Source organism: Faecalicatena contorta (assembly GCF_003149105.1).
Lineage (GTDB): Bacteria > Bacillota > Clostridia > Lachnospirales > Lachnospiraceae > Muricomes > Muricomes contortus_C.
This window is the reverse complement of record NZ_QGDS01000002.1, coordinates 84,042-103,401: the sequence shown is the minus strand read 5'-3', so window position 1 is coordinate 103,401 and position 19,360 is coordinate 84,042. Positions and strand designations below refer to the sequence as shown.

18 protein-coding genes, 2 pseudogenes and 1 riboswitch are annotated in these 19,360 nt (G+C 41.6%); of the genes and pseudogenes, 16 read left to right on the top strand and 4 right to left on the bottom strand.

Features of this window, described 5'->3' with window-relative positions:
• Nucleotides 1-24: 24 nt before the first annotated feature.
• Nucleotides 25-207 carry a Gfo/Idh/MocA family oxidoreductase gene (locus A8805_RS23085; protein ID WP_420319465.1) on the bottom strand — a complete coding sequence of 61 codons (183 nt, stop codon included), beginning with the start codon at nt 205-207 and terminating at the stop codon, nt 25-27.
• Between the two features lie 186 nt (nt 208-393).
• Between A8805_RS23085 and A8805_RS22000 the strand changes: the two genes are divergently transcribed.
• A complete protein-coding gene (locus A8805_RS22000; protein WP_181392748.1) occupies nt 394-531 on the top strand; it encodes a hypothetical protein in 138 nt (45 codons plus the stop codon).
• Between the two features lie 757 nt (nt 532-1,288).
• Here A8805_RS22000 and A8805_RS03840 read toward each other — a convergent pair.
• Complete coding sequence (locus A8805_RS03840) at nt 1,289-1,810, bottom strand: ferritin-like domain-containing protein (protein WP_109708904.1); 522 nt, start codon at nt 1,808-1,810, stop codon at nt 1,289-1,291.
• Nucleotides 1,811-1,907: 97 nt separating this feature from the next.
• Complete coding sequence (locus tag A8805_RS03835) at nt 1,908-3,914, bottom strand: methyl-accepting chemotaxis protein (RefSeq protein ID WP_109708903.1); 2,007 nt, start codon at nt 3,912-3,914, stop codon at nt 1,908-1,910.
• A gap of 233 nt (nt 3,915-4,147) precedes the next feature.
• On the opposite strand from A8805_RS03835, the gene A8805_RS03830 reads away from it, so the two are divergent.
• From A8805_RS03830 to A8805_RS03815, 4 genes are all read left to right on the top strand, one after another.
• Nucleotides 4,148-4,372, top strand: coding sequence for a hypothetical protein (locus A8805_RS03830; protein WP_109708902.1), 225 nt, complete (start codon nt 4,148-4,150; stop codon nt 4,370-4,372).
• A 274-nt stretch (nt 4,373-4,646) separates the two neighbouring features.
• Nucleotides 4,647-5,567, top strand: coding sequence for an ABC transporter ATP-binding protein (locus A8805_RS03825; RefSeq protein WP_109708901.1), 921 nt, complete (start codon nt 4,647-4,649; stop codon nt 5,565-5,567).
• 1 nt (nt 5,568) lies between these two features.
• On the top strand, nt 5,569-6,405 hold the full coding sequence (locus tag A8805_RS03820; protein ID WP_109708900.1) for an ABC transporter permease: 837 nt from the start codon (nt 5,569-5,571) through the stop codon (nt 6,403-6,405).
• Between the two features lie 62 nt (nt 6,406-6,467).
• Nucleotides 6,468-8,510: a thioredoxin domain-containing protein gene (locus A8805_RS03815; protein WP_109708899.1), complete on the top strand. Its 2,043-nt coding sequence runs from the start codon at nt 6,468-6,470 to the stop codon at nt 8,508-8,510.
• 295 nt (nt 8,511-8,805) lie between these two features.
• On the opposite strand, the pseudogene A8805_RS21995 reads toward A8805_RS03815, so the two are convergent.
• Nucleotides 8,806-8,977 (bottom strand): annotated as a pseudogene (locus A8805_RS21995) (transcriptional regulator); the annotation flags it as partial.
• 172 nt (nt 8,978-9,149) lie between these two features.
• Here A8805_RS21995 and A8805_RS03810 point away from each other — a divergent pair.
• The 11 genes and pseudogenes from A8805_RS03810 (at nt 9,150) to A8805_RS03760 (ending at nt 19,351) form a co-directional block, all read left to right on the top strand.
• A pseudogene (locus A8805_RS03810) lies at nt 9,150-9,337 on the top strand (DNA-binding protein).
• An 87-nt stretch (nt 9,338-9,424) separates the two neighbouring features.
• A complete protein-coding gene (vanR, locus tag A8805_RS03805; protein ID WP_109708898.1) occupies nt 9,425-10,120 on the top strand; it encodes a VanR-ABDEGLN family response regulator transcription factor in 696 nt (231 codons plus the stop codon).
• 247 nt (nt 10,121-10,367) lie between these two features.
• A complete protein-coding gene (locus A8805_RS03800) occupies nt 10,368-11,441 on the top strand; it encodes a sensor histidine kinase (RefSeq protein ID WP_242992263.1) in 1,074 nt (357 codons plus the stop codon).
• Nucleotides 11,442-11,575: 134 nt separating this feature from the next.
• Nucleotides 11,576-12,463 (top strand): ABC transporter ATP-binding protein, encoded by an 888-nt coding sequence (locus tag A8805_RS03795; protein ID WP_109708896.1) that lies wholly within the window; start codon nt 11,576-11,578, stop codon nt 12,461-12,463.
• Between the two features lie 3 nt (nt 12,464-12,466).
• Nucleotides 12,467-13,711 (top strand): ABC transporter permease subunit, encoded by a 1,245-nt coding sequence (locus tag A8805_RS03790; RefSeq protein WP_109708895.1) that lies wholly within the window; start codon nt 12,467-12,469, stop codon nt 13,709-13,711.
• Nucleotides 13,712-13,853: 142 nt separating this feature from the next.
• Nucleotides 13,854-13,964 (top strand): helix-turn-helix domain-containing protein, encoded by a 111-nt coding sequence (locus A8805_RS03785; RefSeq protein WP_109709253.1) that lies wholly within the window; start codon nt 13,854-13,856, stop codon nt 13,962-13,964.
• A gap of 145 nt (nt 13,965-14,109) precedes the next feature.
• Complete coding sequence (locus tag A8805_RS03780) at nt 14,110-14,922, top strand: MerR family transcriptional regulator (protein ID WP_109708894.1); 813 nt, start codon at nt 14,110-14,112, stop codon at nt 14,920-14,922.
• A 106-nt stretch (nt 14,923-15,028) separates the two neighbouring features.
• Nucleotides 15,029-15,505, top strand: coding sequence for an SAM-dependent methyltransferase (locus tag A8805_RS03775; protein ID WP_109708893.1), 477 nt, complete (start codon nt 15,029-15,031; stop codon nt 15,503-15,505).
• 11 nt (nt 15,506-15,516) lie between these two features.
• On the top strand, nt 15,517-16,098 hold the full coding sequence (locus tag A8805_RS03770) for a GNAT family N-acetyltransferase (RefSeq protein ID WP_109708892.1): 582 nt from the start codon (nt 15,517-15,519) through the stop codon (nt 16,096-16,098).
• Nucleotides 16,099-16,111: 13 nt separating this feature from the next.
• Entirely contained in the window at nt 16,112-16,324 is a 213-nt protein-coding gene (locus A8805_RS03765; protein ID WP_109708891.1) for a hypothetical protein, read from the top strand.
• Nucleotides 16,325-16,614: 290 nt separating this feature from the next.
• Nucleotides 16,615-16,709, top strand: a riboswitch (NiCo riboswitch).
• Nucleotides 16,710-16,819: 110 nt separating this feature from the next.
• Entirely contained in the window at nt 16,820-19,351 is a 2,532-nt protein-coding gene (locus A8805_RS03760) for a cation-translocating P-type ATPase (protein ID WP_330405718.1), read from the top strand.
• Nucleotides 19,352-19,360: the final 9 nt, after the last annotated feature.

The following is a 19,360-nucleotide window of genomic DNA, read 5'->3' as shown; positions in this document are numbered from 1 at the left end:
TCCCTGATACCGTCGTCTATTGTCTTAATTATAAAAATTTGGTTTTGTTTGAGATTCAATCTTAACCACTCTTTGCTCATCTCTGGCTTTTAATGCCGCCCTGGCGCTTATCTGACCAACATATCCATCCCATGCATTAGGACCATCTACCCGTCCTTCTTTTATAGAATTAATCCATTCCTGAAGTTCAAAATTATATGCATCAATAAACCTGGCAGACTAATCGTTGTGAATTTATTGATTATTTTATGGTTGTATGATAATACATGTTGAGTACATTTGCAATCACTTTTTATTAACTCAAACATATTTATTTTAAACCAAGAGAAGGCCATGGCTTCTCTTGCATAAATCATTCGATTTTTCACATACTACTCTTTGGAGGTGAAAATCATGGATAATAAATATGAAATTGCAGATATTCCAGAGTCCTGTGTTTCTGAAATCAACGCTCTTCAGGAAAGGTTAAAACAAGATACAAATCGGGATATCGTACTGATTGCTTATCAATCTTCTAAGGCCGATGAATAGTATCGGCTTTTAGCAGCGTCTTTTAATAATCCGCGAATCATCATAGGAATTGTTATACAGCAGAAAAAGTATTTAAAAAACAGAAAATCTTCTGTCTTAAGTTATTGACATTAATTCTACAACAATCCTTTTTGATATATAAATGAAAAGAGGACTGGAACAGGATTACCATGAGCAGGTAAACATATCAATACGTCTTAATGAAATTCCAGTATAAGACCATCCAAAACGTCTATCCCATCGGAAACCTGCAACGCTGTCACCCCAGACCTGAACAGGGAAGAGCCAAAATTCATGTCCATTACTTAACCATACATAAGTAAATCTTCCAATGCAATTTCGAATAGAACCAGGACTGACTCTTTGTGTCCCTGCACGCGCTTGTGCGCTTCTTTGCGGTGTAACAGATGGCGGAGGACCCATAGGCATTGGACCGCCTGAATTTGGGCCATTAGGTGAAAATCGTGGCATATCTACACTTCCTTTATGAACAATGATAGTAATAGTATATGAACAATTATGAGAAGGTGTGATGTGGCTTTGGAACCCATATACCCTTTGCAGTCCTACTAAGGTACCGAATTGCATCGTTCTGTATTTTAAGCAATAAAAGAACCACTTTTTATGAACACTTAAATCGTTCAAGAAAAGTGGTTTACTCTTGATACCTTCAACAATGCAAATTGTGCTCTCTCTTTACAAGGTACGTTTTGTTCATTCGCTGTAAGCCTGTAAAATTATACCCCAAAACACACTTTTATATATGCTGATACATTTCATTGAAAATCTGGATATGACGTTCTTCATCCAATATAATGCGCTCCAATATAGCCACGATATTTCTGTCCCGGATGGAATCTGCCTGCTTACTGTATTTATAGATAGCTTCCTGCTCCGCTTTGATCGAACAGCTTATCAGGGGCCGCATTTCCCGTGGGTATTGGTTATAGGCAGGAGTCCACCAGTGTTTATGTGTCCGCCCGCTCCAGAGCCGGGGATCTGCCCCAAGCAGTAACGCAAGTTCTGCAAATATATTAAGGTGGTGCATTTCAACGATGCTTATATGATGGAAGCATTCCGCAATGGAATTATATTCCTGGCCAGTTACAACTGCATTGTAAAAATACCGGCTGACATCACTCATCTCAGAAACAACACCACCCACGTTGCTGAGCATTTCGCTGGCATAAACAGCATTTTGTCCATTCACACATATCGGTGGGTATGGCGCGTTTACCTTATAGTTGCACTGGCTGTTAGGGTTATTATTCATCTTCATGCCCTCTCCATTTATTATGATATAGTCTATTCATACAGAGGGAGGGCTATGACTGAACTGCTAAACTTTGATAATGAGGCACTGTAATCACGAATGTTTATTCGCTCACCATGTCCAGCTTGAACTTGCCAACCTGCTCACGCAGAGTCGCTGCCTGGGCGGACATCTCCTCGCTTGTTGCAGAATTCTCCTCTGCCGTAGCAGCATTCGTCTGCACAACAGAAGAAACCTGGGTAAGCCCGATGTTGATCTGCTCAATACCGGTTGTCTGCCGGGAAGAAGCCTGTTCAACTTTGGAAAAGCTCTCGGTAATTTGAAGGGCACTTTCTTCAACCTGATTTAGTATATCGGCTGTTTGTGTAGTGATTTCTGCCCCCTTGGAAATGGTGTTCACAGAACTGCCAATCAGCTCCGCGGTCTGTTTGGCGGCCTGCGCTGATTTAGCAGCAAGATTGCGAACCTCATCGGCGACTACGGCAAAGCCTTTCCCTGCACTGCCCGCACGAGCTGCTTCAATGGCGGCATTCAGGGCAAGGATATTTGTCTGGAATGCAATATCTTCAATAGCTCTGGTAATATTGACAATCTTGTCGGAAGCCTGGCCAATCTCCGTCATTGCCTGGGTAAGCTGCTGCATGTGCTCGTTACCGGTATGGATACCTTCGACTGCCTTCTCCACATGTTGTGTGGCAATTTTTACATTTACCGCGTTGTTCTGTGCCTGATCTGCCACCTCTGTAATCAAGCCATTCAATTCCTGAATAGAAGCCGCCTGCTCAGTGGATCCTGCTGCCAAAGCCTGAGCTCCGCTTGCTACTTGTTCAGCTCCCATACTGACCTGTTCCGTGGAAGAATTAATGGTCAAAAGCGTTCCCTTTAAGGAACTGGAAATATCCTGCAGTGCTTTTTGAATGGGGATAAATTCACCCTTGTATGTCACCGTACTGGTTACTGTAAAATCATTGTTAGCCATGCCAGACAGCATAGCGGAAATGTCCCCGATATAACTGTTCAGCTCAGTTACAGTCCCCCCAAGAGCTGTGGACAATCTCGCCAGTTCATCCTCACCTCTGACCTCCGGGATCTGTGCACTCAGATCTCCTTCAGCCAACAACTCAAGACGCTGTGTAGCCGCAACAATAGGTTTTGTAATGGAGCGGGCGAACCGCAGTGCAGCTATGATGCCAATCAATAGCAGAATGCCGGCAGCAGCCAGGCATAAGATTACTGTACGGTAAATACCGCTGGTAATTTGGCTGACAGGCACTGAAACGGCAATTGACCATCCCTCCGCAGTATCCACGGGAGTGAACGCATAGATTCGATTCTCTCCGTCAAAGTCCGCAAAGTCCACACTGCTCTCACCCTTCACCATCTTGTTGATTACACCAGCCAGAGATCGATAAGAGCTGTCCTCCTTGGCAGTTTCAATGAAGTTTGTCATTTCCGCCACCAATTCACTATCAGGATGTGCCACAATGGTGCCGGCTTTATCCACAACAAAAGCATATCCTCCGTTTCCTATGCGGATATCATTAATAACCTGACTGAAGGTATCATAAAGAATTCCACCATACAAAACTCCACGTTCCTTCCCACCATTGTTAATCGGCGTTGCCATCATGATAGTCACGCTGCCATCCACTTTATTTACAAGGGGACTGGACATAGAGGTTGAACCATTTAAAGCATTTTGGAAATATTCACGCTCATGAATATCGCTGTCTCTGGTCGTTATACCTTGACTGTCTGCCAGCGCAAAATATCCAAATCCGGCTGTCTCCGCAAGCTGTGCCAGCATAGCATCCCGTTCGGCAGGATTCTCATTTGTAATTCCGTCTAAGGAAGCGGCCATTTCCATTTCCTGTTGAAATCCTTGTATCTGCTGTTTAATTGTCAGACTGTATGCAGTGGCAAGCGCCTGAGTATCTTCTTCTAGTTGTGAGACCGTATTCTGATAAAAAATCCATAGACTAAGAACGGTTATCATAAGAGATGTGATAAAGATGAGTAAAATAATAAAAATGCTTATTTTCTTTTGTATAGACTTCATTTTCGTGTTCTCCTTTGTGATGGTCACTGGCCCGCTTTCTGATGCTGCCATTCTTTTGTGAAGAACCGGTGCAATTGTTCCATCATTTTAGACACAATTATACTTTAACTTCCAATAAATGACAAGGTTTGCAGTCAAACAATTAAACTTTTATAAAGATTCCACTGACCCATTTTATTTGAAGAACTCTTGTAAACATACAGTTCCTATAAACCGTTTAGTGTTTATAGTGAAATAAAAGAGCCCCCTCACTGATTATGGAGCTTTACCAGGAGCTTCGCTCTATGTTGCCAAAGAAAAGTGACGATGGTCCTGAGAAGCTGGGAGACAGCATAAGCATAAGGGTGAGGCCGGCACTGGCGGACATTAAGAACTCCAACTGCCTGAAAACAGCAGATTGGGGATGCGGCAATTATTCCTTGCACCTGGAGGATTTTGCGCTGCTCATGGAGATGGATGTTGAGAAAGTCCTGGCAAACGCCGCCTATCTCAATACAAAAGAGGAATAGAGAATGTATTTTATATCAGAGTGATGGTAACAATATCACTGTTCCAATTCATATATATATGAGACGTTCAGAAATGAGCGTCTTTTTCTTTGTTTCGAGCAGCAAAAGTGACTCTTTTTCAAAGCATTATATTCTTAAAACAAAATATCGAAAAATGAAGATTCCCATGTTATAATGAAACATGATTTTGCAAAAAAACGGCAGGCTGGAGTGGTGGAGTTTTTCAAAATATCCCCATTAAGCACAATATAATTGATAGAGGAGCTAAAATCGTATGGGACCAATAATCCAAGTTAAAAACTTCACAAAAAGATACGGCGATTTTGTTGCCGTAAATGATATATCTTTTGATGTGGAAGAAGGTAGTGTATTCGCTTTCCTGGGGCCGAATGGTGCCGGAAAGAGCACAACAATTAATACGTTGTGCACTATATTTGAAAAAACGTCAGGGGCACTTTTAATCGATGGAAAAGATGTTACCGAACAAAAAAGTGAGGTCAGGTCAACTATAGGGGTGGTGTTCCAGGATTCAACTCTGGATGCCAAAATGACCATTGAAGAAAATTTAAAAATGCACTGCGTTTTTTATAATATCCCTAACAGAGAAGTAGAAGAACGCATACAATTTGTTTTAAAGCTGGTGGATTTGGTGGCTGAAAGAAAAAAACTGGTTGCAGCCTTGTCCGGTGGAATGAAACGGCGTGTAGAAATTGCCCGCGGGTTAATTCACTATCCCAAAGTTTTATTTCTTGATGAGCCGACAACAGGGCTTGACCCCCAGACCAGAGCCCATATATGGGAGTATATTATTAAGCTTCAAAAGGAAAGAAATATTACAATTTTTCTTACAACACACTATATGGAAGAAGCAGAAATCTGCAATAAAGTTGCAATCATCGACGGCGGTGTTATCGTGGCTCATGATACACCCTACACTTTGAAGAAAAAGTACACAAGAGATAAGGCATATATTAGTACAAAAAATGATGCAGCGCTTGAATGTCTGCTGGCAGAATATGATTTAAATTATATAAAAAAAGACGGCTATTACAGAGTAGAGGCTGAAGACCTGGCCGGTCTATTGGAGGTTCTCAGTGTTCATAAAGAACACGTTACTAATATAGAGATTAAAAAAGGTACATTTAATGATGTTTTCTTGGAGATAACAGGCAAAAAGATAAGAGAGGATGCTTAAGATGAATACTGTGTTTGCATTGTGGAAGAGAGGCCTGAAAGCCTTTGTAAGAAATAAAACAGGGCTGGTTTTTTCCCTCATATTTCCTTTTTTCTTTGTTTATGTATTTGGTGCTATATTTAAAAATGATTTTATTGAAAACCCAATCGCCTATATGCTCTCCGGCGTTATCATAACCACGGTGTTTGAAAGTGCGCTAAATTTAGCATCATCGACCGTTGATGATATGGTCAGCGGGTTTATGAAAGAGGTGTTGGTCTCTCCTGCTAAAAGGATTGCTGTTGCAATGGGACAATTATTATCTGCCGCTACAGTCTCTACCTTACAAGGGGTATTGATATTGGTGGTAGGATTATTCGTCGGGATTAAGTTCACTTCTTGGACTACACCGTTATATATTCTCATGTCAATGATATTTATTGGTATTGCCTTTTCAGGTGCAGGGCTGTTTATGGCAACTAAGGTTCGTAACGGTCAAACCTTCCAGATCGTCAAGACCGCCGTAACAATGCCCCTTACATTCCTTTCCGGTGCCTATATTCCTTTATCGATGCTGCCTGATACCCTTAGGTTTGTTTCCTACTTGAATCCCATGACTTATGCTACCGCATTTTTTCGCATGATTGTTTTGGAAAAAACCAGTCTTTCCATTGCTGAACTTAAGAATGAAGGGCTGGTTGTTGATATTAACGGCTTTATAGTTACCCCATTTATGACTTTTATTGTTATTTTAACGATTGGATTGGTGTTTCTATTGTTATCCACCAGTTCATTCGTCAAAACAGATTTCTCACGCCTGAACAGAAGTGCGACCGATGCCAATGAGCTCTGGGGTTAGTTTATCTTTTTTATTTCAGGGTATAATAATAAAAATACTTTTTATGAAGGGAGGGTGATAATATGACTGACTCAAATAGTGTTCCTAATCATTTGGTGAATGAAAAGAGTCCTTATCTTTTACAGCACATGCACAATCCTGTGGATTGGTATCCCTGGGGCCCGGAGGCTTTTGCAAAAGCTATGGAAAAAGATAAGCCTGTTTTTCTTTCCATTGGATATTCTACTTGTCACTGGTGTCATGTGATGGCCCACGAATCTTTCGAGGACTCCGATGTAGCCGACCTGCTCAATTCCAACTATATCTGCATCAAAGTTGACCGTGAGGAGCGGCCTGATATTGATGCGGTATACATGGCCGCATGCCAAATGTTTACAGGCTCCGGCGGCTGGCCGCTTACTATCATTATGACTCCGGAACAAAAACCTTTTTGGGCCGGAACTTACCTGTCAAAAGTCACCGCATACGGCAGAATGGGACTTATGGAACTGCTCACAACCGTCACACAATTATGGGGAGGTAACCGTGATGCACTTCTTTCTAAGGGCGAGCAAGTCACCTCTTTATTAAAGAAACATCAGGAAACTCACCGTAAAACGGTGGAGCCTGAGAAAAAGCTTCTAACAAAAGCAGCCGGACAATTTAAAGACATGTATGACACCCAATGGGGAGGTTTTGGGGGAGCGCCTAAATTTCCCACACCACACAATCTATTATTTCTTTTACGGTATTCCCTGCTGGAAAAGGATACCTCTGCACTGCAAATGGTAAAGCACACCCTTACCCAAATGTTCCGGGGCGGCATATTTGACCATCTGGGCGGCGGATTTTCCCGTTATTCCACCGATGAAAAATGGCTTGTACCCCATTTCGAAAAAATGCTCTATGATAATGCCTTGCTTACCCTTGCCTATCTGGAAGCATACCATATCACAAGTGATACATTTTTCCAGATGACTGCAGAACGCACTTTAGATTATGTGCTGCGTGAACTGTGTGATGAAAATGGCGGCTTTTACTGCGGACAGGATGCAGACAGCGACGGTGTGGAAGGAAAATACTATGTATTTACAAAGCAGGAAGTTTACGATGTATTAGGTGAGCAGGATGGAACCATTTTTTGTGATTGGTTTGGGGTAACTGAACATGGGAATTTTGAAGGGAAGAATATTTTAAATCTGTCAGACAATTCCCGATATGCTGAAACAGAGCCCAATATAAAGGGTTTTTCTCATAAATTATACGCCTACCGGCAGAACCGTACTCTGCTGCATAAAGACGATAAGGTGCTCACCTCCTGGAATGCACTTATGATTGCGGCTTTGGCAAAGGCTGGCTGGATGCTTGACAAGCCAGTATATATCCAAAGCGCAAAGAAAGCCCAGCGTTTTTTACAAGAGAACCTGATGGGAAAAAATGGAGAACTGAAACTTCGCTGGCGTGAAGGTGAAACTGCACACGCAGGCCAGCTTGACGATTATGCATTTTATGCCTTTGCCTTATTAGAATTATACAAATCCACATACGAAATTGAATACCTGCAGCAGGCTATCAATACTTCGGAGCGGATGCTCAGTTATTTCTGGGATCAGGAACAAGGAGGCTTTTTCTTATATTCAAGGGACAGTGAGCAGCTTATCAGCCGCCCGAAGGAGACCTATGACGGCGCCATACCCTCGGGTAATTCAGTAGCAGCCGTTGTACTTGAACACCTTTCAAAACTGACAGGTGACACAAAATGGCAGCAAATAAGTTACCGTCAGCTCTGCTTTCTTGCCGGTGCGGTACAAGATTATCCGGCAGGACACAGCATGGCCTTACTTGCTGTCTCACAAGCAGTTTATCCTTCCCTCGAGCTTGTTTGTTCCACCGCAGAAAAAAATATTCCAGAGGAACTGCTCGATTATTTAACCAAGAACCCTTTACCAAACCTGACTGTGCTTATCAAAACCCATGAGAATCAAGCTGAACTGGAAAAAACAGTTCCTTTTACAGCAAGTTATCCTGTTCCTGAAAACGGAACTGTGTATTACCTGTGTCAGGGAGGTACTTGTTCCGCACCAATTTATAACATTTCATTATTATTTGACCAGTTACACTTATAAATGGAGGTAACGGAAATACCTCCCACTCTAACAGCTCTGTTTCCATCAGGATTCAGAGCTGTTTTCATGTCTGCCGCTCCTTTCCGTTTTTAGAGGGTTTGGGACATTTCCCAACAATCGATTTGCATGGAAAAATACGGAAGTGGGTACCCGCTTCCTATGCTTGCTATGAAACTTTCTCCTTAATACCTACAACAACGGACAAGTGCTTTTTGCAAACAAGGGTAAAAGAAAAACGCTGCAATCCTCAAAAGGCTGCAACGCTTCTCAATGTGTATTCTGTTTGTGCAGGACGTTATTCGTCCTCTGTTTCGACTTCCTTAATCTCTTTTGCTGTGGTGCAATCCCTTGTCGCTCATATCGTCAAGCAGACTGTCAAGCTGTCTGCGCTGCGTGGATTTGTCCGTTTCCCTGTCTGGAAAAAAGAATTGGTCTATCGATACGTCTAAAAGAGTTACAAGCTCATATTATTTCACCCAACTACATTTTACAGTTCACATATCTACTTTAGATATGATTATACACATCATATAATTAACTAAAATAAATCATATTAATTCTATCCAAACATTGTTATTATTCGGTTGTCCGTATATAATATAAGGTAATATTGTTTGCAAACGAAAGGACGGTCAAGTTATGGAATACATTTCTGCCCCGGAAGCCGCAAAAAATGGGGCATTTCAGAAGGGCGCGTACAAAAACTTTGCGAAGAAAACCGCATACCAGGCATCGTCCGTTTCAGTCGTTTATGGCTAATACCAAAGGACGCAAAAAAGCCGAAAGATAAAAGATGTAGAAAAGATTCTGCATTAGGAAATTCTTAATAAAATCTCATGCTGAAAATTATAAATAGCAAAGGCTGCCTTGATATAATGAAATACCTTAGGTATGTCTGAAAGGAGGAACCCGCCATGAGTGATAAAATTCTTGTTGTAGACGATGAACACGATATAGCGGATTTGATAGAAGTCTATCTGCAAAATGAAAACTACACCGTATTTAAGTTTTATTCCGCAAATGAAGCACTTGCTTGTATAGAAACCACAGCGCTTGACCTCGCTATTCTGGATATTATGATGCCCGAGGTAAACGGTTTTGCCCTTTGCCGTAAAATTCGGGAGAAATATACTTTTCCGGTAATTATGCTGACCGCCAAAGATGAAGAAACCAATAAAATCACGGGCTTAACCTTAGGGGCTGACGATTATGTCACAAAGCCATTTCGACCTCTTGAATTGATTGCCAGAGTAAAAGCGCAGCTGCGCCGGTATCAAAAATACAATTCTGCCAAAGAGGAAACAGAAACAAGAACAGTTTTGTCTTACTCGGGTTTAGAAATAAACACTGAAACATATGAATGCCTGTTAAATGAAAAGTCTATCTCTCTGACACCAACGGAATTTTCTATACTTCGTATTCTGCTAGAAAACAAGGAGATTGTTGTAAGCTCCGAGAAGCTGTTCCATGAAATATGGCAGGATGAATACTACAATAAAAGCAATAACACCATTACCGTTCATATCCGGCATTTGCGTGAAAAAATAGGCGATACCGCAGATGAAGCCAAATACATCAAAACAGTATGGGGTGTGGGATATAAGATTTAACTGCCACATGCCATTTGGAAAGGAAAACTATGCTATAGAGAAAAATAGAAAACGCTTAAAGAAGTGTCAACTTAATACCCTTTTATTATTCTACTTCCACGGTCGAACAATTTCATATTAAGGAAGTCAGGGGTAAAAGATAAGGAAAAAATAGATACGGCAATTTCAGTTGTTGCAGGAATCGTTACAGTGTTATTCTTGGGACTGATGTCTGTATTACTGCTATCCAACTAAAAATACTGGGAAGATGGAGGTGATAACCTTGAAAAATAACGATATGGAAAAGAAATTGAGGATTAAGCTCTACATTACCTTAATTCTCTATACCTTAATTGGGTATATCTTGGCAATAATAGTTGACTATGGCTTTAGTCAGTTTTCAAATACATTTTTACCGTGGCTTTATCTTAGAATTGAGGTTCTCTATTTTTTATATTTGGTAGTTGGCTTTTGCTGTATCTTTCATCATTACTGGAAAAAGCCTTGGGGATATTTGCAGGAGGTCATGAATGCTACCAAAACCGTGTATCAGCCAGACGACAGCACCATTGAATTATCGGAACCGCTCAAAGATATGGAAAAACAGATGAACCAAATTAAAATGGCTGTCCTGATTAGCCAGCAAGCCGTAAAAGAAGCAGAAAGCAAAAAGAACGAATTGGTGATGTATCTTGCACATGATATTCGTACGCCCCTCGCCTCTGTAATCGGTTATTTGAGCTTACTTGACGAAGCACCGGATATGCCTATAGAACAGAAAGAAAAATATATCGGTATCGCTTTAAAAAAATCTATGCGGCTGGAAAAACTCATTAACGAATTTTTTGAAATTACACGGTACAACACACAGCAAATCAAGCTGACAAAAGCAAATGTTGACTTATACTATATGCTTGTGCAGCTCATTGATGAATTTTATCCTGTCTTATCCGCTAAGGGAAATTCCGCTGTACTTAACGCAGAGGAAAGCCTGACAGTCTATGCCGATTCCGAAAAACTGGCCAGAGTATTTAACAACATTCTCAAAAATGCGGTTGCATACAGCTACCCCAATACAGAAATTATGATTTCTGCGAAAGCGGATAAAGATACAATTACTATTACATTTGAAAACCACGGTCCAACTATTCCGTCTGATCAGCTATCCTCTATTTTTGATAAATTCAACCGTTTAGACGACGCACGTATATCAGATACCGGTGGTGCAGGGCTTGGGTTGTCGATCGCAGACGAAATTATCCGTTTACACGGTGGCGAAATTTTCGCTCAAAGTCAAAATTACACCATTACATTTACTATATCCCTGCCAGCTTTGTCTTAGGAAAACATCAATCGGATATTAGGATTTTCTTAGGAATTTATCCGGTTCATATTAAAGTTTGAAACGTCCTTGTTCAGTACAATAAAACTGAACAAGGACGTTTGTCGTTGTAATTTAGAAAAAGGAGAAGTGACATGGAACTGACAACTACAAACCTTAAGAAACAGTTTAAGGATAAAACCGCAGTTGATGATGTTTCCTTAAGCCTTACACCGGGCATATGGGGGCTGCTTGGAGCCAACGGAGCCGGTAAGACTACGCTCATGCGTATGATTGTGGACATTCTGCACCCAACCAGTGGAAAAATCCTTTATGACGGTAAGGACATTCATACGATGGGAGAAGCATACAGAAATCTGTTTGGTTTCTTACCCCAGGACTTTGGTTTCTTTCAAGACTTTACGGTGAAAGATTACCTGGAATATGTTGCCGCACTGAAAGCTGTTCCGGCAAGAGAAACAAGAAAAAAGATTGATAGCTTGCTCGATACCCTCACCCTTTCCAATGTGAAGAGCAAAAAAATTGTCAAGCTGTCCGGGGGAATGAAACGGAGGGTAGGGATTGCACAGGCAATGCTGAATGACCCTAAAATTCTGATTATGGACGAACCGACAGCCGGTCTTGACCCGGGAGAACGGGTGCGCTTTCGCAACTTCATTTCGGAATTTTCACATGATAGGATTGTACTCATTTCAACACACATCGTATCGGATATTGAGTATATTGCCACCCAAAACGCCATTATGAAGGCTGGGAAAATTCTTGATGTGGGAACAACCGATGAATTGGTAAAACAAGTCGTGGGAAAAGTTTGGACGTGCATGGTTCCTGCCGCAAAAATGCCTATGTATGAAATGCAGCTGCGGATTATCAATCAACGCAGTGAGGGGGATAATCAGGTATCTATCCGCTATCTGGCAGAGGAAGCAAAAACAAGCGATTCTGTCATGGCTCCTCCCCGTTTGGAGGATTTATATTTATGGTTGTTCCCGCAAGAGGAAACCAGTGAGGAGGAAAAGTAATCTATGCGTATTTATTTGCTTGAAGTAAAGCGTGTGCTTAAATCACGCCGCACGATTGTTCTATTGCTAATTGCACTGGTAATGTTCGCGGCAATGGCTTGGCTGCCCGTTATGTACGAGGACATCAATCAATATGACGAAAATGGTACTAAAATAGCGGAATTAAATGGTCTGGATGCAATTGCTTATAAAAAGTCGCTACGCTCTGCTAACAACGGAGAAGTTACCCCTGAAAAGCTCAAAGAGGCTTTAAACATCTATCAAAATGCCGTTCGGCCATATGGAGAGGATAGCATTTACAGCGGAGAATTTCCGACAAAGATTTACATGGAAAAGGTATTTCCGGTAGAAGCACTTTTAGGAAGATTGCCCGAAGCATTTTCTGACCCCAAAACTGGTCAGGGAACAAGTTTGATGAAGATTTCCCCTGATAAATTAGATGGTTTTTATGAACAAACGGTACAGCATTTGAAAGATATTATGCAGATGGAGCAAAAGGAACATCCGGCGGCACAAGAACAGGCACTTCAAAAATACACAGAGGTAAAAACGCCTTTTCAGTTTTATCCCGGATATTCAAGGGACGCCTTTGATTATATTGTGCTTTTTATTTTTCTTCTTGTCATTTTATGTACCGCTGCCGCCACACCCACGTTTTCCAATGAATATCAAACGGGTTCGGACAGTATTTTGCGTTGCACAAAGCATGGGCGCTCCCGATTGGCAACCATAAAAATAACGGCTGCACTAACCATTTTTACCGCAGCGTTTATCATATGTATTTCACTGCATTTGCACATTTCAAACCTTGCATTTGGAACAGGGTGCATGAAAACATCAATGCAGATGTTGTTTTCCATTATCAGTCTGCCTGCATTTAATTTAGGACAGCTTCAAATTGCCTTGGCAATCGGAGGACTTATTTCCTTGCTGGCAACGATTAGCTTCACACTATTTCTATCAGCTAAATTCAAGGATTCCATTTCTGTTATCCTGATTGCTATTGTAATGTGCCTGCTCCCAATATTCACCTATTCAGCGGGGGCTAATTGGCTTACCTTTATCTTACCGTCAGGGGGAATCGGTATTCAAAACAGTTTGCTTTATCAACTGACAGGCTTTGCTTATCTGCATATTGGTCAGGCAAGCGTATGGTCGCCTTATGTAATAATGGCAGCAGCTATAACTGAAATTCCTGTATTTCTGTTCCTTGCTGTACACACTTACTGTAAGCATCAAGTTGCCTAACTATTGGCTGACACTTCATAAAAATTGCCTAGCGGTAAACACAAAAACGTCGGTTGGCAATAGGTATGTTACGTCTAAACATATAGGATTTAGTTAAACGACGGTTTTGAAATATTTTATTCAATGCCGCCGTTTTACTCTTATGCGGAAGCTCCGCGACGAATGCGGCAATATCTACTACGGCATAGGCGAGGACATATGCGACCGCTTGCGGTCAAAGGTCATGGGGGCTGTCCTTTCATTCAAGGTTTGAATTGTTTTTTCACTTTAAGAAAAGCGTTGCAACCAATGTGTTCTGCAACGCTTTTTTAACCATCTTTTACGGTTTGCCCGGAAGCCTAAAATCGTAATTGAAGTATAGGATATATTTAGTATAATTATTTGCAGGAGGTGATTCGATGTTTAGAATTGGAGAATTTTCAAAATTAACACAGGTATCCATACGAATGTTAAGATATTATGATGAAGTAGGACTTTTCAAGCCTGCTGAAATTGATAAATGGACAGAACATCGTAAATATTCTGTTGAACAAATTCCTGTCCTCAACAGAATAATATTTCTACGTGACAGCGGATTTAATGTTTCTGAAATTGCAAAGATACTCGATAAAAAAGAAGATTTTTTTATAGAACAGCTTGATATGAAATATGCTGAAATAGAAAACGCAATACAGGCTGAACAAGAAAAATTACAAAAAATAGAGCTTGCAAAAAATGAAATTTTAAACAGTAAAAGCGAAATACACTATAATATTTCCATAAAATCTATTCCCAGCTATCAAGTGCTTTCTTTGCGTAGAAAAATTCCTAATTATTATGCAGAAGGAACTTTATGGCAAGAACTTTCAACGTTTGCAGAACAACATCAAATACAGATTTCAAGTAATACATTTTCCATTTACCATGATACTGAATATAAAGAAACAAATGTTGATGTTGAATTGTGTGCCCCTGTAAAAAAGAACGGAAATAATGCAGGAGAATTTTTATACCGAAATACAAAGCCAATACCTATTATGGCCTGTACAATGGTATATGGGGATTTTTCCAATATTGCAGGAGCATATATTGCATTTGCTGAATGGCTGCAAAAGAATAGCCAATACCAAATGACTGGAGAAACACGACAAATTGTACATCGAGGACCGTGGAATGAGTGTAATCCTGAAAAATATCTAATAGAGCTACAAATCCCGTTAGTGTATATATAATTACAACGTCTTACAAAATTTTAAGGCGCTTTTTCTTTTCCTCTTGTATCTCACATGGTGTGAGGGCTTATGCTGTACTTACACAAAATACAAGGAGGATAATAAAATGAGTAATTTTTCTGTACAGTCCATTGGAAAGGTTTGCAACAATGAAAACGGTACATTTATTGAAGTAGACAAAGAATATATTCCCGCTTTGCAGGCTTTAGAGGGTTATAGCCACATTAATGTGCTTTGGTGGTTTAGCGATTGTGATAACATCGGGTCACGTTCCGTATTGCAAACAGAACAGCCCTACAAAGGCGCACCAGAAGTAATGGGGACTTTTGCAACTCGTTCACCCGAACGTCCAAATCCTATTGCTTTGACTGCGGCGAGGATTATCCGTATTGACTTTGAAAAGGGTATTATTCAAGTTGCCTTCATCGACGCAAACGACAACACACCTTTACTCGACATTAAGCCGTATACGCCCAGTTTTGACAGAGTGGATACCCCCGGTGTTCCTGCATGGTGTAGTCATTGGCCGAAAAGCACAGAAGAATCCGGCTACTTTAATTGGGAAGAAGTTTTCAACTTCTAGGGGGGAACTTTATGGGTTTACAAGACTATGTCTATAAAAAACCTATTCTCGAAACGGAAAAGCTTATTTTACGGATGTTAAAGTCATCTGATGTTTCCGATTTAAAAAAATGGTTAAGCGATAATTCCCTATATCAATATTGGGGGAAACGCCCCGGAAAAAGTGACTTAAATCCAGAACTCCTATTTCAGAAAAAGGAGAAACCCACAAAAAGTTTTCATTGGGGCATTATTCACAAAGCGGATAATCAAGTGATTGGTGAGATATGGGTATATCTGATTGAAAATGACCGCATGGCAAAAGTGGCATTCCGGCTTTCATCAGATTATCAAGAAAACGGTTTTATGGCAGAAGCATTGGCACAAGTGGTTATTTTCTGCTTTGAAAAAACAGAGCTGCAACGGCTATGGTCTGATGTGCATATTCTCAATACCGCTTCTTATAGAACACTTGAAAAGACAGGTTTTAAGCGCGAGGGACATATTCGTGAGGGAAAAATGGTAAATACCTATTGTGATTACTATTTGTATGGTATGACAAATGCGGACTATATTGATATAACTGATAAAAAACTTCCACCTTACGGTAAATAAAAAAACCGTTGTTGTGGCGGCAGAGCTTATAGACGACATAAACAATGCGCCCGCCCCCCGAACCGTTTCAAAACGTCTGACCGCTTCTATCAAGCTGCGGAAACAGGAGCTTGAAAAGATTTGGAGAATCAGTACAGGGCTTTATGTGGATTGGAAAAACAGCGATATAATCCGCGAGGAATACCACCGCATGAAAAAAGAGTTTGAGAAAAAGAACAGCAGTTAAAGCAGGACATAGCCAACCTTGAAGAAGAAAATCAGGATATGGCACAGGGGGTAACTTCCGATAATCCTTACTTTGACATTTTCCACAAGCACAAGAACATATGCAGCCTTGGCCGCGGCATTGTGTGGTCAATAAACAGAATCAGTTAATCCCTCTCTGAACAAGGGAGTCTTCTTCTGTGCATTTACCGCAGCTTCCAATAGAAGTCACATTAACTTAGCATCCGGCATATAATGTAGTAATTGAGACTCTTTGCACTGCACCTCGGCGGGTTTTTCCGGTGAGGGTCAACAGTACAAACTGAACAGGCGCAAATCCCCGGGATTTGAGTGGCCGGGCCGCATTGCGGCAGCAGATGATTTTATAGCGCATCTGTGGGACAGTTGCTGTTCCGCTGATGCGTTTTTATGTGGTAAAAACTGCATTTCCTCTATGCCTGAACAGCGCTGCATGACAACTTGTGCATGGGATTTATCTTTCAAGGAGGTAGCACTTGTGAAAAACGAGTACACAATCAGCATGGGACTTACTACAGTGGAAGCAAGAAAACGCCATGACAGATTTGGTCCAAACGAACTTGTACCCCGGAAGAAGGAAAATTTCCTTTCCAAAATTCTGCATGTTCTTTCTGAACCTATGTTTCTTCTGTTAATGGCTGCCGCCGTTATCTATTTTGTTCTCGGCAAACCACGTGACGGACTGATTATGTTGGTTTTTGTTGTTGGGATTATTGGTATTGAAGTGGTACAGGAATGGAAAACTGACAAAACCCTAAACTCTCTTAAACAACTCTTTACTCCGCATGTCCGGGTTATAAGGGATGGTAAAGAAACCTCTATTTTAGCCTTAGAGCTGGTGCCCGGGGATGTAATGCTGATTCAGGAAGGAGTTAAAATTCCCGCAGATGGCATTGTGATACGGCAAAATGACCTTTGCGTGGATGAATCTTCCCTGACCGGCGAGGCCCAGGGCGTCTGGAAAACGGAGGAGGAGGAAACCACACTGTCTGACGATTATTGGCGCAAGGACTACTGCTATGCAGGAACCCTGGTAACCCAGGGTATGGCCGCAGTCTTGATTGATAAAATCGGAGCAGCCACGGAATATGGGAAAATAGGTGCTATGGTTGCAGAAGCGCCTAAGAAAACGACTCCGCTTCAAAAACAAACCCGCAGTCTTGTAAGAACCTGTGTGATTATAGCTGCCGCATTGTTTGTATTGGTTGGAATTGTGACATGGCGGAACATTCCCGGCCACACCTTTAGTGACAGGTTGACAGAAAGCATTCTTTCCGGTATTGCTCTTGCTATGGCTACCATACCAGAGGAGTTCCCCGTGATCCTCACTGTATTTTTGTCTATGGGAGCATGGCGGCTGGCGAAGAAAAAATCCCTTGTGCGCCATCTGCCAAGTGTGGAAACGCTGGGTGCAGTATCTGTATTATGTGTGGATAAAACCGGAACTATCACTATGAATCAAATGGTGGTACAGGAAGTTTGGGCGGCACATCATGATAAGAGCAGCCTTGTACATATGATGGGGCTTGCCTGTGAAACCGACGCGTATGACCCCATGGAAAAGGCGATGCTTAGTTACTGTGAAAAAGAAGGAATTCCGGAAACCCATCTGTTCAAAGGAGAGCTTCTGAACGAATATACCTTCACCAATGAGCTTAAAATGATGGGACACATCTGGTATCACGATAATGAAATTATAATTGCCGCCAAAGGTTCCCCTGAAAGTATACTTCCGCTCTGCAATCTAAGCAGCCCGGAGTTTTTGCAGGCAGAAAGCCGTGTTCAGGAGATGAGTGCTCAGGGGCTTCGTGTGATTGCAATTGCATCAGCAAAGCCAAAAGATAAATCCGGCATCCCGGACGTAATAACTGAATGTGAGCTTACACTTAACGGCTTTGTCGGGCTGGCCGATCCACCCCGGAAATCTGTTAAAAAAGATATTGAATCCTGCGCTGGAGCTGGAATCCGTACTGTAATGATTACAGGAGATAATGGAATTACGGCAGCAGCAATCGCAAAACAAATTGGTATGCAGAGCTATGATAGTATCATCACAGGAAATATGCTGGAAAACATGGACGATGCAGAACTGCGGGAAAAAGTCAAAACAGTGAGCATTTTCTCCAGGGTATTACCTGAACACAAAACACGTATTGTCAAAGCTTTTAAAGATAACGGAGAGATTGTGGCTATGACCGGTGACGGCGTAAATGACGCATCTGCTCTGAAATATGCAGACATTGGCATTTCTATGGGCGGGCGGGGATGTGAAGCTGCCCGGGAAGCAGCTGACTTGATTTTGATGGATGATAATTTTTCAACTATCGTAGATACGATAAAGGACGGACGGCGAATTTTTGATAACATCCGCAAGGCTGTAGGATATGTATTCGCCATTCATATTCCCATTGCCGCAGCATCCCTGCTGGCTCCCTTCCTCGGCATTGCACCAGGCTGCCTGTTGCTGCTGCCGCTTCATGTAGTACTGCTGGAGCTGATTATCGATCCCACCTGCTCCATTGTGCTGGAACGGCAGCCCCCAGAAAGTGATATTATGCGGCGGAAGCCAAGGAATCCCAAAAAGAAATTGTTGGATGCCGGGCTCATACTTAAAAGTATCCTGCAGGGCGGAGCCATTTTTGCCGCATCTTTTGGGGCATATTATACCACCTTGGCAGGCAGTCCAAATCATGCACCAGCCGGACGTTCCATGGGGCTTGCAGTAATCATGCTGGCAAATCTATTCTTAGTGCAGGTAAACAGTTCTGACCATGACTATATTTTTACCACTATCAAGAAGATTGCGAAGGATCATGTCATGTGGGCAGTCAATATCTTCACGCTCCTGGGGCTTATTATTATTTTATATTCTCCGCTTAACGAAATCTTAAAACTGGCTCCCTTGTCTGCACATCAGATACTAACTGCTTTTATGCTGTCCGCAGCATCAGTACTTTGGTATGAAGCAGTAAAACTCGTTTGGAAAGTGAAAATAAGGATGGAAAAATAAGCACTTTAA